Origin of the sequence: Pseudomonas sp. NPDC087598, assembly GCF_044743525.1 — a bacterium.
Lineage (GTDB): Bacteria > Pseudomonadota > Gammaproteobacteria > Pseudomonadales > Pseudomonadaceae > Aquipseudomonas.
Genome location: NZ_JBIUWQ010000015.1, coordinates 98712 through 113917, shown reverse-complemented (window position 1 = coordinate 113917; position 15206 = coordinate 98712). Strand labels below are relative to the sequence as shown.

The 15206-nt window shown below is 60.0% G+C and carries 13 protein-coding genes and 1 pseudogene; 3 read left to right on the top strand and 11 right to left on the bottom strand.

The window, feature by feature from the left end; translation table 11 throughout:
- From lipB to ACIOWE_RS11455, 11 genes and pseudogenes are all read right to left on the bottom strand, one after another.
- Positions 1 to 640 (bottom strand): lipoyl(octanoyl) transferase LipB (gene lipB / locus ACIOWE_RS11505; RefSeq protein ID WP_401391096.1); only part of this gene is annotated, 640 nt, incomplete at its 3' end.
- Positions 640 to 915: a DUF493 domain-containing protein gene (locus ACIOWE_RS11500; RefSeq protein ID WP_166216752.1), complete on the bottom strand. Its 276-nt coding sequence runs from the start codon at positions 913 to 915 to the stop codon at positions 640 to 642. The genes ACIOWE_RS11500 and lipB, both read right to left, overlap by 1 nt.
- An 85-nt stretch (positions 916 to 1000) precedes the next feature.
- A pseudogene (locus ACIOWE_RS11495) lies at positions 1001 to 2157 on the bottom strand (D-alanyl-D-alanine carboxypeptidase family protein).
- 185 nt (positions 2158 to 2342) lie between these two features.
- A complete protein-coding gene (locus ACIOWE_RS11490; RefSeq protein ID WP_401391092.1) occupies positions 2343 to 3353 on the bottom strand; it encodes a septal ring lytic transglycosylase RlpA family protein in 1011 nt (336 codons plus the stop codon).
- Positions 3353 to 4363, bottom strand: a complete 1011-nt coding sequence (gene mltB / locus ACIOWE_RS11485; RefSeq protein ID WP_103303685.1) for a lytic murein transglycosylase B — start codon at positions 4361 to 4363, stop codon at positions 3353 to 3355. The genes ACIOWE_RS11490 and mltB overlap by 1 nt, the downstream gene beginning before the upstream one ends.
- Positions 4364 to 4380: 17 nt before the next feature.
- Entirely contained in the window at positions 4381 to 5484 is a 1104-nt protein-coding gene (rodA, locus tag ACIOWE_RS11480; protein WP_177431391.1) for a rod shape-determining protein RodA, read from the bottom strand.
- A gap of 31 nt (positions 5485 to 5515) precedes the next feature.
- Entirely contained in the window at positions 5516 to 7411 is a 1896-nt protein-coding gene (gene mrdA / locus ACIOWE_RS11475) for a penicillin-binding protein 2 (RefSeq protein ID WP_401391089.1), read from the bottom strand.
- Positions 7412 to 7421: 10 nt separating this feature from the next.
- The gene (rlmH, locus tag ACIOWE_RS11470) at positions 7422 to 7889 is read right to left on the bottom strand and encodes a 23S rRNA (pseudouridine(1915)-N(3))-methyltransferase RlmH (RefSeq protein ID WP_003185785.1); all 468 of its coding nucleotides are present in this window, start codon (positions 7887 to 7889) and stop codon (positions 7422 to 7424) included.
- A gap of 9 nt (positions 7890 to 7898) precedes the next feature.
- Positions 7899 to 8393 carry a ribosome silencing factor gene (rsfS, locus tag ACIOWE_RS11465; protein ID WP_016986117.1) on the bottom strand — a complete coding sequence of 165 codons (495 nt, stop codon included), beginning with the start codon at positions 8391 to 8393 and terminating at the stop codon, positions 7899 to 7901.
- A 72-nt stretch (positions 8394 to 8465) separates the two neighbouring features.
- The gene (nadD, locus tag ACIOWE_RS11460; RefSeq protein ID WP_401391087.1) at positions 8466 to 9188 is read right to left on the bottom strand and encodes a nicotinate-nucleotide adenylyltransferase; all 723 of its coding nucleotides are present in this window, start codon (positions 9186 to 9188) and stop codon (positions 8466 to 8468) included.
- Entirely contained in the window at positions 9157 to 10428 is a 1272-nt protein-coding gene (locus ACIOWE_RS11455; protein ID WP_401391084.1) for a glutamate-5-semialdehyde dehydrogenase, read from the bottom strand. The genes nadD and ACIOWE_RS11455 overlap by 32 nt, the downstream gene beginning before the upstream one ends.
- Before the next feature lie 177 nt (positions 10429 to 10605).
- On the opposite strand from ACIOWE_RS11455, the gene ACIOWE_RS11450 reads away from it, so the two are divergent.
- From ACIOWE_RS11450 to ACIOWE_RS11440, 3 genes are all read left to right on the top strand, one after another.
- Positions 10606 to 11301, top strand: a complete 696-nt coding sequence (locus tag ACIOWE_RS11450; RefSeq protein WP_401391105.1) for a DNA-3-methyladenine glycosylase — start codon at positions 10606 to 10608, stop codon at positions 11299 to 11301.
- 113 nt (positions 11302 to 11414) lie between these two features.
- Positions 11415 to 12731: a bifunctional DedA family/phosphatase PAP2 family protein gene (locus ACIOWE_RS11445; RefSeq protein WP_401391081.1), complete on the top strand. Its 1317-nt coding sequence runs from the start codon at positions 11415 to 11417 to the stop codon at positions 12729 to 12731.
- A 352-nt stretch (positions 12732 to 13083) separates the two neighbouring features.
- Positions 13084 to 15144 (top strand): hypothetical protein, encoded by a 2061-nt coding sequence (locus tag ACIOWE_RS11440; protein ID WP_401391078.1) that lies wholly within the window; start codon positions 13084 to 13086, stop codon positions 15142 to 15144.
- Positions 15145 to 15206 lie beyond the last annotated feature (62 nt).

Here is a 15206-nt window from a genome sequence, read left to right as displayed (position 1 = left end):
TTCCGCCCGTCATGGGCGTCTGCTCAGCATAGTCGAGGAGTTTGACGAGCAGCGCGCGCAGCCGGGCAAGTACCTCGGCAAATTCAATCGATCCTGCGTGATCGCTGAGCTGGGTCATCGCCAGCCCGGCATAGCCGCAGGGATTAATCCGTCGAAACGGTTCCAGGTTCATATCCACGTTCAGGGCCAGGCCATGAAAGGAACAACCGTGGCGAATCCGCAAACCCAGTGAAGCGATTTTCGCTCCGTCGACATAGACGCCGGGAGCATCTGGCTTGGCCGCGGCGGTCACGCCGTAACTGGCTAACAGCTCAATCAGGCAAAGCTCCATGCGACTGACCAGATCACGCACGCCGAAACCCAGCTTGCGCACATCCAGCAACAGATAGGCCACCAATTGGCCGGGGCCATGATAAGTCACCTGCCCGCCGCGATCGACCTGCACCACCGGGATATCGCCCGGCAGCAACAGATGTTCGGCCTTGCCAGCCTGGCCCTGAGTGAACACCGGCGGGTGTTCGACGAGCCAGATTTCGTCGGCGGCATCGCTGCCACGTTCGTTGGTAAAGCGTTGCATGGCATGCCAGACCGGCTCGTAAGCCATCTGGCCGAGCTCACGAAAGCCCAGCGTGCCAGACATCACAACACCATGTGCACGATACCGGAGGCTCGCAGTTCGCTGTTGATGTTGTACAGCTGATCCTGGTCGGTCGCGACAATGTGCAACTGGATGGTGGTGTATTTGCCGTTGCTGCTTTGACGCTCGTCGATGCGCTCATCATTGATGGTCGCGTGTTTCTTGACGATGTCGATGATCTTGTCTTTGTTGCCGACGCCCGTATCGCTGATCACCTTAATCGGATAATCAGTCTGGGGAAATTCGATCTTTGGCGCCTTTACTTCGGTATCGGTCATGGCGTAACGGCCTCTAGAGCGCAAGCCGTGGTAACGCACATGGCCCCGCACCGGATCGGGGCGGGGCCATGCAGGTCAACACAAATCAGTTGAACAAGCCGTAGAAGAATAGACGGATGCTATCCCACATGCGGCGGAAGATACCACCCTCCTCGACAGCATCCAGAGCGATCAGGTCGGCGCTGTGCACCACCTTGTCTTCCAGTTTCACTTCGACTTTACGATCACGTCGCCCTTGGCGATTGGCGCGGTCAGTTGCGGGTTCATGGTCATGCTGGCAGCGAGCTTCTTCAGCTGGCCTTTCGGCAGAGTCATGGTCAGGTCTTCAGCCAGGCCGGCCTTGACTTGATTGGTGGTGCCTTTCCACACCGGGGCCTGAGCCAGTTCGGTGCCCTTCTGGTAGAAGGTCTGGGTTTCGAAGAAGCGGAAACCGTAGGTCAGCAGCTTCTGGGTTTCAGCGGCGCGAGCCACTTCGCTGTTGGTACCGAACACTACAGCGATCAGACGCTGGCCATCACGTACAGCCGAAGACACCATGCAGTAGCCGGCTTCGTCGGTGTGACCGGTTTTCAGGCCGTCAACCGTCTTGTCGCGCCACAGCAGCAGGTTGCGGTTAGGCTGCTTGATGCCGTTCCAGAAGAACTCTTTCTGCGAGTAGATCGCGTAGTGAGCCGGGTCTTCGTGGATGATCGCGCGGGCCAGGATCGCCATGTCGTGAGCCGACGAGTAGTGCTCAGGGTTTGGCAGACCGGTCGGGTTCATGAAGTGGGAATTGGTCATGCCCAGATCAGCCACAGTCTTGTTCATCAGGTCGGCGAACGCGTCTTCGCTGCCGGCGATGTGCTCGGACAGCGCCACGCTGGCGTCGTTGCCGGACTGAATGATGATGCCGTGCAGCAAGTCGCTGACAGTCACCTGCGAGCCGACCTTGATGAACATCCGCGAACCGCCGGTGCGCCAGGCGTTTTCGCTGACGGTCACCGGATCGTTTTCACCGATCTGGCCGCGACGGATTTCCAGCGTAGCGATGTATGCGGTCATCAGCTTGGTCAGGCTGGCCGGTGGCAGACGCTGGTCGCCATTGTTCTCGACCAGCACGTTGCCGCTGCTGGCATCCATCAGAACGTAGGCTTTGGCGGCCAGTTGCGGTGGCGACGGCATCATCTCGGCCGCGAAGGCGGCTGGCGAGAGGAGCAGCGGGACTAGCAGACACAGGCGTTTGGCAAAGGTGGTGATGTTCATCCGTCTCTCGAAATCGCTAATGGAAACTGTCCTTGCGGACAAAATTTAATCAGATGACTTTCTAACGAGCCATCGCGTGTTCAGTTGCTCACTCCAGTCACCCTTGCCGGGCTTTTGTTCTTCGACGAGCCAACAACCTGATCCACCCCCCAATCGCTGGTGAATCGTCAATCAAGTCCTACGTATTACTCGGTGACCACACTTGGCGAGCCAAGGTTGGCCAGGCGCACGCTGTTCTGCACCTGGGCAATTTCACCCGGCGAGCCGATCGGCCCCAGGCGAACCCGGTGCAGGGTCTGCTGATTGCGCACGATCGAGCTGATGAACACCGGAGCGCTCACCATCCCGCTGAGCTTCGACCTCAGGAGTTCTGCAGCGTCCGGGTTGGCGAACGCGCCCACCTGCAGATACTGGCCAGTTGCTGTTGCAGAAGCGTTTTTTTTTGCACTCATTGGCACCGGGACGGTGTCAGAGGCATGTTGCTGCGGCGGCGGCGTCCATTGCTCGACAGTGCCGGCCGAGGCCGTGATCACCGGAGCGTTGTTCTGCGCGACCTGCGGCTCGTTGAGCATCAACGGTGCCGGACGGCCCTTGGCGGCCCAATATTGCTGCGGATCGATGCCTTCGACCTTGACCCGCGCGGTGCCGATTTCGGCGTAACCGAGTTTTTTTGCCGCCGCGTAGGACAAGTCGATGATGCGATCAGAGTAGAACGGCCCACGGTCGTTGACTCGCAGGATCACACTCTTGTTGTTGTCCAGGTTGGTCACCCGAACGTAACTTGGCAGTGGCAAAGTCTTGTGTGCGGCGCTCATGCCGTACAGGTCATAGACCTCGCCATTGGCGGTGTTCTGACCGTGAAACTTGGTGCCGTACCAGGACGCCGTGCCCGAAGCGACGTAAGTCTTGGATTCCTGCAACGGGAAGTAGGTCTTGCCCAGCACAGTGTACGGATTAGCCTTGTACGGACCGGTGTGCAGGGTCGGCGTGGCATCCGGGATGCGCGACACATCGACGTCCCACCATGGCGCGCCGTCTTTGTGCGCACGGTTGATGTCCAGGCCCGGCTGCGCACGCACAGCGGTCGATGAGGTCTTCTGAGTCGGGGAACGGCTGGTCGAACAACTGGCGACCAGCACCGCCAACGCAGCGAATGCCACCAGCTTCAGGGGTTTATTGTTAGGCAATGCCCGCATTACTTGACGCCCCGTGCTTGTACCAGCTGTTCAGACAGTTGATGTACGGCCATGGCGTACATCACGCTGCGGTTATAACGCGTGATCGCGTAGAAATTCTTCAGGCCCATCCAATATTCGGGGCCGTTGTCGCCTTCGAGGCGAAATGCAGTAACCGGCATATCATCGCGCAGCGCATCATGACTTGACCAGCCCAGCGCCCGCAACTCTCCGACAGTCTTTGTCGGCTCGATGCCGGTGGTCAGACCTTCATCGACCTGCTCGCCACGCACATCCGCCCGGCTGACCACCGGCTCACCGGCGACCCAACCGTGACGCTTGAAATAACTCGCGACGCTGCCGATCGCATCATCCGGGTTGTTCCAGATATTGATGTGGCCGTCACCGTCGAAATCCACCGCGTAGGCGCGAAAACTGCTCGGCATGAACTGCGGCAGGCCCATGGCGCCGGCGTAGGAGCCTTTGAGGGTCAATGGATCGACCTGCTCTTCGCGTGCCAGCAGCAGAAACTCACGCAGTTCCTTGCGGAAAAATTCGGCACGGGGAGGATAGTCGAATCCGAGCGTGGACAAGGCATCGATCACCCGGTAATTACCGGTATTACGTCCGAAAAAGGTCTCAACGCCGATGATCGACACGATAACTTGGGCCGGCACGCCGTATTCCTGCTCGGCACGGGCCAGCGTGGCCTCGTGCTGACGCCAGAAGTCCACACCTCGCGCAATGCGCGCGTCAGTGATAAACATCGGGCGGTATTCTTTCCACTGCTTGACCCGCTCGGCGGGTCTGGAGATGGCGTCGAGAATCGCCTGTTTGCGCTGCGCCTCGCGAAAAACCCCCATCAGTTGCTCGCCAGCGAAACCGTAGTCGCGGGTCATTTCACCGACGAATTCGGCCACCTGAGGCGAGCCTTCGTATTCGCCGGCCAGCGCTTCCTGGACGCTGCCCAGCAGACCCATCAGGCCAACCAGCGGCGCGCATCGAGTCGCCCAGCCACGCATTACTTGCATTGAACTCTTCACCTTATTCAAACCTGTGCGATCCACTTGCGATGGGTATGGATCGACATCAAAACCCCAAACGCTGACAGCAGCGTCACCAGCGAAGTTCCTCCGTAGCTAATGAACGGCAACGGCACCCCTACGACCGGCAACAGGCCACTGACCATACCGATGTTGACGAAAACGTAAACAAAAAACGTCATGGTCAACGCGCCGGCGAGCAATTTGCCGAACAGCGTTTGCGCCTGAGCGGTGATCACCAGCCCTCGGCCAATCAGCAACAGATAGATCAGCAGCAGCGCACAGATGCCCACCAGACCGAACTCTTCGCCGAGTACCGCGATGATGAAGTCGGTGTGGCTTTCCGGCAGGAAGTCCAGGTGCGACTGGGTGCCGAGCAGCCAGCCCTTGCCGAATACGCCACCGGAGCCGATCGCGGCTTTCGACTGAATAATGTTCCAGCCTGTGCCGAGTGGATCGCTTTCCGGGTCGAGGAACGTCAGGATTCGTTGCTTCTGGTAGTCGTGCATGATGAAGAACCACATGGCGACGGCCACGGGTACGGCAGCGGCCAGCACGCTGAGAATCCAGCGCCAGCGCAAGCCACCCATGAACAGCACGAACGCACCACCGGCAAGAATCAGCAGCGACGTGCCGAGGTCGGGCTGACGCACGATCAGAATGAAGGGCACGCCGATCAGCATCAGGCTGATGCCGACATGCTTGAGTTGTGGCGGCAAGGTACGTTTGGACAGATACCAGGCGATGGTTGCCGGCATCAAGATCTTCATGAATTCCGAAGGCTGGAAGCGGATCACCCCGGGAATGTTGATCCAGCGCGTGGCGCCCATGGCGTTGTGGCCCATGATGTCCACCACCATCAGCAGCACCACGCCGATCACATAACCGAGCGGCACCCAGCGCGCCATGAAACGCGGTTCGAACTGGGCGATGACGATCATCGATACCAGACCGATGCCGAACGAAGTGGCCTGTTTGGCCAGCAGATCCCAGCTCTTGCCGCTGGCCGAATACAGTACGAACAGGCTACCGGCGGCAAGGATCAGCAACAGGATCAACAACGGGCCATCGATATGCAGTCTTTGCAGCAGCGTCGCGCGGCGACGCATCACATCCTCACTGGAGAGCATGCGATCAAAGTTATTCATCACGGGCCGTAGCCTCCGCACTGATTGGGCTGGCGTATTCGGCCTTCAAACGTCCATCCTGATCGAGCAGCCAGGCGTCCATGACCTGACGCACTACCGGCGCGGCGACGCCGGAGCCGGACTCACCGTTCTCGACCATTACCGACACGACAATTCGCGGGTCATCGGCCGGGGCGAAACCGACGAACAAGGCGTGGTCACGATGACGCTCCTGAACCTTGGAGCGGTCGTACTTCTCGCCCTGCTTGATCGCAACGACCTGAGCCGTACCCGACTTGCCGGCGATGCGATATTGCGCGCCAATGGCCGCTTTGCGAGCGGTGCCTCGGGCACCGTGCATGACTTGCTGCATGCCGTGGTTGACCTTGGTCCAGTCCGACGGATCACGCAGGATAATGTCCGGCATCGGGTTTTCGTCCACCGGCTTCACCCCTTCGAGGGATTTGGCCAGATGCGGACGGTTCCACACACCTTTGTTGGCGACCAGCGCCGTGGCCTGGGCCAGTTGCAGCGGGGTCGATTGCATGTAGCCCTGGCCAATCCCGAGAATCAGGGTTTCGCCCGGGAACCAGGCCTGCTTGCGGGTCGCACGTTTCCATTCGCGGGACGGCATCAGGCCGGGGGATTCTTCGAACATGTCCAGCGAGACCTTCTGGCCGATGCCGAACTTGTTCATATAGGCCGACAGCCGATCGATGCCCAGCTTGTGCGCCAGATCATAGAAGTAGGTGTCGTTGGAACGCATGATCGCCGTGTCGAGGTCGACGAAGCCGTCACCCGCGCGGTTCCAGTTACGGTATTTGTGATCGTAGTTCGGCAGCATGTAGTAGCCCGGGTCGAACACCCGGCTCGACGCCGTCACCACACCCGAATCGAGACCGGCAATTGCCACCGCCGGTTTGATCGTCGAGCCCGGCGGGTACAGACCGCGCAGCACGCGGTTGAACAGCGGCCGGTCGATGGAATCACGCAGCTCGGCATACGCCTTGAAGCTGATTCCGGTGACGAACAGGTTCGGGTCGAAGCTCGGCTGGCTGACCATGGCCAGCACTTCGCCGGTCTTCGGATCCAGCGCAACCACCGCACCACGACGCCCGCCGAGCGCGGCTTCGGCCGCCTCCTGCAATTTGATGTCGAGGCTGAGGACGATGTCCTTGCCGGGAATCGGATCGGTACGCTTGAGCACGCGCAAGACGCGGCCGCGGGCGTTGGTCTCGACTTCCTCGTAACCGACCTGACCGTGCAATTCCGGCTCGTAGAAACGCTCGATGCCGGTCTTGCCGATGTGATGGGTGCCGCTGTAGTTGACCGGATCGAGGCTTTTCAGCTCTTTCTCGTTGATCCGCCCCATGTAACCGACCGAGTGCGCAAAGTGCGCGCCCTGCGGATAGTGACGAACCAGTTGCGCGACCACTTCCACGCCGGGCAGACGGAACTGGTTCACCGCGATCCGGGCGATCTGCTCTTCAGTCAGCTCGAACAGGATCGGCACCGGCTCGAATGGCCGGCGCCCCTGACGCATGCGCTTCTCGAAAATCACCCGATCCTCGGGCGTCAATTCCAGCACTTCAACGATCACATCGAGCACTTGCTGCCAGTCGCCGGAGCGCTCGCGGGTCATGCTCAGGCTGAAGCTCGGACGGTTGTCCGCCACCACCACGCCGTTGCGGTCGAAGATCAACCCCCGCGTCGGCGGAATCGGCTGCACATGGACGCGGTTGTTCTCCGACAGCGTCGAGTGGTACTCGTACTGGATCACCTGCAAGTAATACAGCCGCGCAATCAACACGCCGATCAGCATCACGATCGCAATGGCCCCGAACACGACGCGGCTACGCACCAGGCGTGCGTCCTTTTCGTGGTCCTTGATGCGGATCGGCTGAGACATGAGGGCAGGCTTACTTGTGGTAAGGGTGACCGGACAGTACGGTCCAGGCACGGTACAACTGTTCGCCGATCAGGATCCGCACCAACGGGTGCGGCAGCGTCAACGGTGACAATGACCAACGCTGATCAGCGCGGGCACAGACTTCCGGCGCCAGCCCTTCCGGGCCACCGACCATGAAATTGACCGTGCGCGAATCCAGCCGCCAACGATCGAGTTCGACCGCAAGCTGCTCGGTGCTCCAGGGTTTGCCGTGGACTTCCAACGTGACGATCCGCTCGTTCGGCCCGACCTTGGCCAGCATGGCTTCGCCTTCCTGGCGGATGAAGCGGGCCACGTCGGCATTCTTGCCACGGGTATTGAGCGGTATTTCCACCAGTTCCAGCGCCAGCTCGGACGGAAGACGCTTGGCATATTCATGCCAGCCTTCTTCCACCCATTTGGGCATGCGTGAACCGACGGCGATCAGTCGCAGTCGCACAGCAATCCCTTACAGCTGGTCTTTGTTGAGCTTGGTGAAATGCTCGTGGGTGTTTTCCGGGCTGTGGTGCTTGGCGTCTGCCGCACGGCTTTGCTCGGCACCGGCCCACAGACGCTCCAGGTCGTAGAACTGGCGTGCCGAGGCAGTCATCATGTGCACGATCACCAGATCGAGGTCGAGCAGTACCCAGTCGCTGTCGCCCTTGCCTTCTTCGCCCAGCGGCTTGGCGCCCTGCTTTTTGACTTCTTCGCGGACCTTGTCGAGCATCGCGTTGATCTGGCGATTGGAAGTACCAGTGGCGATGATCATGTAGTCAGTGATGCTTTGCTTGTCGCGAACATCGATGATCTGGATGTCTTGTGCCTTGACGTCTTCAAGGGCAGCTACGGCCAGCTTGACCAGTTCGTCGCCCTTCAGCGGCTCGTTGGTGTTGACCGGTTCTGGCAGCGGGGCGCTCTTGAATGTGCCTTTGCGCTTTACTTTGGTTTGGTCTTTGTCAGTCATATAAAACTCGTTTTGCTCATATATTCGGCGGCTTGGCGATACGTGGATTCGTATCAGTGAAGCACGCCTTGCTCAGTTCGACGCACGGTAAAGACCGTGCGCATCGATGTAGGCCAGGACCGCGTCGGGCACCAGCCAACGTCCCGCCGTACCGCTGGCCAGCAGTTGCCGGATCTGGGTGGCGGAGACCGCGAGCGGTGTCTGCCAGACGAATGCAATCTGTCCGCTCGGCCCTTTCAGGGCCAGCGGGTCGCTCACCGAACGCGCTGCCAGCAGGTTGCGCAAGGCATCCGGCGGTTCGCTGTCGGCGTCCGGGCGCTGTAGCACCAGGATATGGCAATGCTGGAGCAACTCTTCCCAGCGGTGCCAAGTGGGCAGGCCGCAAAATGCGTCCCAGCCCAAAAGTAGAAAAACCTGGGTCTCGGCGGGCATTTCGGCACGCATCAACTCCAGGGTATCAATGGTGTAAGACGGTTTGTCCCGCTGCAATTCGCGGGAGTCCACCACCAGCGGCGGCACTCCGGCCACCGCGCACTCGACCATCGCCAGCCGATCCTGCGCCGACACTTGCGGTGTATCGCGATGCGGCGGCCGCGCACTGGGCGTCAGGCGCAACTCATCAAGCGCCAGCGCTTCGGCGACTTCCAGCCCACCGCGCAAATGGCCGATGTGCACCGGGTCGAACGTTCCGCCCAGCACGCCGATGCGTCGGGGGCGAGACTCGCTGCCGGTTTGCGGCGCTGTCAGGTCGAGGTCGGTCAAGTCAGACCGGCGCCTGACCGCGCAACTGGCCATCACCGACCACGATGTACTTCTCGCAGGTCAGTCCTTCCAGGCCCACCGGGCCGCGGGCGTGCAGCTTATCAGTAGAAATGCCGATCTCGGCACCCAATCCGTATTCAAATCCATCGGCGAAGCAGGTCGGGGTGTTGATCATCACCGACGCCGAGTCGACTTCGGCCACGAACCGGCGGGTGTCGGCGAGGTTTTCGCTGACGATCGAGTCGGTGTGGTGCGAGCCGTAATGGTTGATGTGTTCGATCGCCTGGTCCAGACCGTCGACCACACGGATCGATAGAATCGGCGCCAGATACTCGGTGCTCCAGTCTTCATCGCTGGCCGTTACGGCCTCGATGATCGCCCGGGTGCGCTCGCAACCACGCAGCTCAACGCCTTTTTCGCGGAACTGGGCGGCCATCGACGGCAGGAAATCCCCGGCAACACTTTGATCGACCAGCAACGTCTCCATCGCCCCGCAAATACCGTAGCGATAGGTCTTGGCGTTGAAGGCAATGCGCTGGGCTTTCGGCAGATCGGCGTGGGCACTGACGTAAACGTGGCAGATGCCGTCCAGATGCTTGATCACCGGCACACGGGCATCGCGGCTGATGCGCTCGATCAGGCCACGGCCACCGCGCGGCACGATCACGTCGACGTATTCGGGCATGGTGATCATTGCGCCAACGGCGGCACGGTCAGTGGTTTCGACCACTTGCACGACGGCAGCTGGCAGCTCGGCCTCGGCCAGACCGCGCTGAATGCAGGCGGCAATCGCACGGTTGGAATTAATAGCCTCGGAACCACCGCGCAGGATGGTCGCGTTGCCGGACTTCAGGCACAGGCTGGCGGCGTCGATGGTCACGTTGGGCCGGGATTCGTAAATGATCCCGATCACACCCAGCGGCACGCGCATCTTGCCGACCTGAATTCCCGACGGGCGGAAACTCATATCACGGATTGCGCCAACCGGGTCCGGCAACGCTGCGACCTGACGCAGGCCGACGATCATGCCGTCGATGCGTGCCGGGGTCAGTTCCAGACGCTCCAGCAGCGCGGGTTCCAGACCGTAGGCGCGACCGGCGGCCAGATCCTGTTCATTGGCTGCAGCCAGTTCGGCGCGCGCAGCGTCCAACGCATTGGCAGCAGCCTGCAAGGCGCGGTTTTTCTGCGCGGTGCTGGCACGGCCGATGACCCGGGAGGCTTCGCGGGCGGCGCGACCCAATCGGGTCATGTAGTCAAGAACGGACTCAGTCATGGTCTGCTGGGGTCTTGGCAAAGAGGAAAGCGGCAGATTATAGCTGTCGCGTCCCGGGACTAACAGCGGTGACAGGCGGATGGTCGAAATGGATTGCGAATTGCCAATGTTCAGCGGTGATTAAGACTCGAATTGTTATCATCACGACCTTCTCAGCCTGGATAAACCTTGCCTGCCATGTCCAACCTGACCGTTCGCACCAGCTCCGAGCGCCTGCCACTGGGCCTTCCGGACGCTTTTTTCGACCGTGATGCCCAAGTGCTGGCGCAGGATCTGCTCGGCAAAATCATCCGCCACCGGGTCGGCAATCTGTGGCTGAGTGCTCGAATCATCGAAACCGAAGCCTATTACTGCGCGGAAAAAGGCAGTCATGCCTCCCTCGGCTACACAGAAAAACGTAAAGCTTTGTTTCTGGATGGCGGCCACATCTATATGTATTACGCCCGTGGCGGCGATTCGCTGAACTTCAGCGCGCAAGGGCCGGGCAATGCGGTGCTGATCAAATCGGCGTATCCGTGGGTCGATGAAATCAGCGGCCCGGCGAGTCTGGCGCAGATGCTGTTGAACAATCCGGATGCACAGGGTCGTCCGCGCCCGTCGCAGAAACTCTGCGCCGGCCAGACATTGCTGTGCAAGGCGCTGGGCTTGAAGGTGCCGGTGTGGGACGCCAAGCGTTTCGACCATGAAGTGTTGCTGGTGGAAGATGCCGGCCCTGCGCCCTCGCACATCATTCAAACCACGCGTCTGGGTATTCCTCACGGTCGTGACGAGCACTTGATGTACCGCTTCGTCGACGCGGCGTATGCACAATGGTGCACGCGGAACCCGCTGCGCCGGGGTCAGGTCGAAGGCCAGGATTATTTCCTGCTGTAAACACACCCCGTGTAGGAGCTGCCGCAGGCTGCGATCTTTTGATCTTCAAAAGCAAGGATCGCAGCCTGCGGCAGCGTCTACAGGAGTGAAATCTATGAAATGGAGTTGTTTGTATGGGCCCATGGCTCGATAGCGTGACCGGGTGGCTGGCGGCCAATCCACAGTGGCTGGCTGCGGCAGTGTTCGTTGTGGCCTTTGTCGAATGCCTGGCGATTGCCGGGTTGATCGTGCCCGGCACCGTGTTGCTGTTTGCCGTGGCGGTGCTGGCCGGCAGCGGCGCCTTGTCGTTGAGCGAAACCCTGTTGCTGGGCTTTCTCGGCGGCATCCTCGGTGATCTGGTGTCGTACTTCCTCGGTCGACACTTCCACCAGAACATCCGCAGACTGCCCGGCCTGCGCCATCATCCGGAATGGATGGCTGGCGCCGAGACCTATTTCCAGCGCTACGGCATCGCCAGCCTCTTGGTTGGGCGCTTCATCGGCCCGTTGCGGCCGATGCTGCCAATGGTTGCCGGGATGTGCGACATGCCTTTCCCGCGCTTCGCCGCCGTCAGCCTGCTGGCCGCCGCCGGCTGGAGCCTGGCCTATCTGCTGCCGGGTTGGGCCACTGGCGCTGCCTTCCGCCTGCCATTGCCGAAAGGTTTCTGGCTTGAGGCGGGCATCGTCGCCGCCAGCATTGCCGTCATGGTCGGCCTCAGTGTGAACAGCAGCCTGCGACGTCACCGCCGTGCGACTATCTGGATCAGCAGCATGAGCCTGCTGATTCTGATCGGCCTGTTCATCGGCTATCCGTACCTGACCGCGCTGGATCAAGGCGTGATGACCCTGGTGCAGGAGCATCGCCAACCGGTGCTGGATGAAATCGCCGTCACGCTTACGCTGATCGGTGAGTTCCGCAACATGTTGCTGTTCAGCATCTTGCTGACCGGCCTGTTGCTCGTATGCCGGCAGTGGCGCCAGGCCATTTTCGCTGGCAGCACCCTCCTCGTCACCGCACTGGCCAACACCGCCACCAAACAGTTTTTCGCCCGGGTCCGCCCGGAAGTGCTGACCGATCCGATCACCAGTTACAGCATGCCCAGCGGCCACGCCTCCGGCTCGTTCGCGCTGTTCCTGACTCTGGCTGTCCTTGCCGGGCGCGGACAACCGCCACGCATGCGCCTGACGTGGCTGTTGATCGGCTGCATACCGGCCATGGCGATTGCGCTGTCGCGCGTCTATCTCGGCGCCCACTGGCCGACAGACATTCTCGCCGGCGCCATGCTCGCCGCTTGCGTGTGCGCGGCGAGCCTGTGGCTGAACCAACGGCAATCGCCGCTCAATACCATGCCGTTCAAGGTCTGGTGGCTGATCCTGCCGGCAATGATGGCGTTGTTCAGCTTTTTCGTCCTGCGCCATTTGCCTCATACGCTGTTGCGCTACGCCTACTGATCGCGACACAGCTTCACGCACCTCCACCGCCCACTCTCCGAGGAATATTCCGACGAGAGTGAGGCCAACTTCTTATCCCCGCCACAGAACTTTCCCAGCCAACTTCCTACAAGCGTTGGTTTTATCGAAAATAAAAAACTGAAGTTACACATTCAAGATAAAAGCCTCGCACTTCTCCTCTCACGCCCTCGGCAAAATCATTTAGATTAAGCCCCGCGCTCACCCCGATTCCGATAAAAAAATCACTCTTGCAGGTTTGGCCTTGTACTTGAGCGCACGCCAAAAAAATACTCTTCCAATACATACCCAGCAACAGCCAACTTAATACAAGTGCAACTACCACGGAGTTTCAATGAGCCCAAAGATACCCAGAAAACCGCCCGCCACAACTCCGAACAAGACAGAAAACAATCCATCCACGACTCGACAACCCGACATCAACCCAGCGCCTTCATCGCCCTTCGCAAGGCCGCTCGACACCTGGCCCCACAATATCGCCACTGAAATCCCCCTGCCCCACTCAAGCAGGGAGACGGCGCACACGCCTGCTGTGGTCATCAGCGCATTGCCGGGCAACCGCATTACCGCGCAGGCAGCAGACAATCCGTTCAACCAATACTGGCTCAGGCCCGACTTCCTGCGCGGTCTGCAAGACGCCGATGCAGCGGGTTTTCGCCTTGTTGTCGGACGCCGATTCGTCGACATCGAGCATCAAGGCGCACTGCATACGGCACATGTCGAATTCGATGCAACACTCGGCAGCTGTCAGGTCAAGCTGCTGACGGAGCGCGATGCATCCGGCCCACTGCTGGTAAAAAACCCCGGACGCCCGACCTGGCGCCTCGCCAGCCAAACCAGTGAGAACCCCGCCGTCAGCCCAGAGCCCCACACGACAAACAACACACCAACAAAAAGACCGGGCCCGGGCGCGGACGCGCAAACCGACAGCGCGGCCAAACAGCCTCGCGCCTCCAAACCCCACATCATTCTCAACCAGAGCCACTACAGGGCATCGGCACACTCGCCCGACGGGCAAGGTTATTACCACCTCAAGCCGGCATTGGGTTCAGTGGAGACCGGCACGCGCTTTGCCTTCATGGATCGCCACGGCAACTGGATCGAGGTCGATCCGCCAAGCGCTGGCTTCAGTGCGCAGCCCACGCATCTCAAACACTGGACCGACCAGGAAATCTGGGAGGTGTACGCCATTCAAGGTGCCGACATCGGGCGGTTCCGGGTAGAAGCACAAACACTCGGCAAGCCTCCACAGTGGGCCGAAGCGAATGCCATGGCCAATCCATTTGCAGACCTGCTGCGCGACAGTCTGCGCTGGCTGCATCCGACGCTCAGCCCGGACGGACGCGAAGCGTTGTTGCAGTCCTATAACCTGTTACCGAGCCAATTGCTGCGTTTGCGCCAAGAAATGAAGACCGAGCTGAAAATTCCGCAGTGGGCCGAAACGCACAAGCAACTGACGGCAGACTTCAGTGATCCGCAGACTCTCACCCGGTTGAGCCAGGACCTGAGCAACGAACTCAATCTCAAACGCGGCGCCAGGCATGACTGGTATCACCCGGAAACCAGCCTGACCACACCGCTGCGTGAAGCATTACTGGCCAAGTTGGGCTATCGGCGCAACAAGCATGATTGCCTGTATCGGACCGACGTACCAGCCCTGTTCAGGGGCGACGATCGGACGCCGTTTGAACTGGCGAATGATGATTCAATGCTTCCCCGTTATGCGCACAAACCGGGTGCGGCGACCCACAAACCGATCAGCGCCACCTTCAGCCTGAAGGAAGGCCTGGAATATGGCCGCGCGCCAGATCCCGAATACCTCCTGTACAACACACAGACCAACAAGTACCCCGGCAGAAGTGCTGCCGAGGCGGCTTCGGACAGCAGTTCGAGTGACTCCAGTGACAGTGACAGCAGCTCATCTTCCAGCTGGTCGGACGCCGACGATCCAGTCTCTCTGGATAACGAACGCAACTACGTGAAGATCCGCGAACGGCAGACCGAAATGTTCATTTATGCGCTGGACACCCGCACCCTGGAAGTCGTGCCGCATGAAGAGAACCACATGTTCAATTCAGCAGCCCGCGAGCAGCCGCAAACCTGGTTTCCCGACGACGACTATGAAGGTCTGATTTCGGTCAGCCGGGCAGGACTGCCAGCCGAACGGATCTGGTTGTTGAACTCAACCCTGACCAAAGGCGCAAAAGTCCACGACATCACCGAACAGGCCGGAGACCGTGCCGAATTTATTGAAGCGGCCACCCATGCGGGACGAGCCAACAAATACGAATACGACCAGTTGATTGATGAAGTCGCGGCGAGTGGCAAATCGATATTGTTGTTGTCGGGAAATAAAAATGAATATGCCGATGACATAGCCTGGCCTGAAACATAAGCAACGACACACTCTCGTCTAAAACCATTAATTCGCAACAAGTTTACGATCGGTAATTCGTA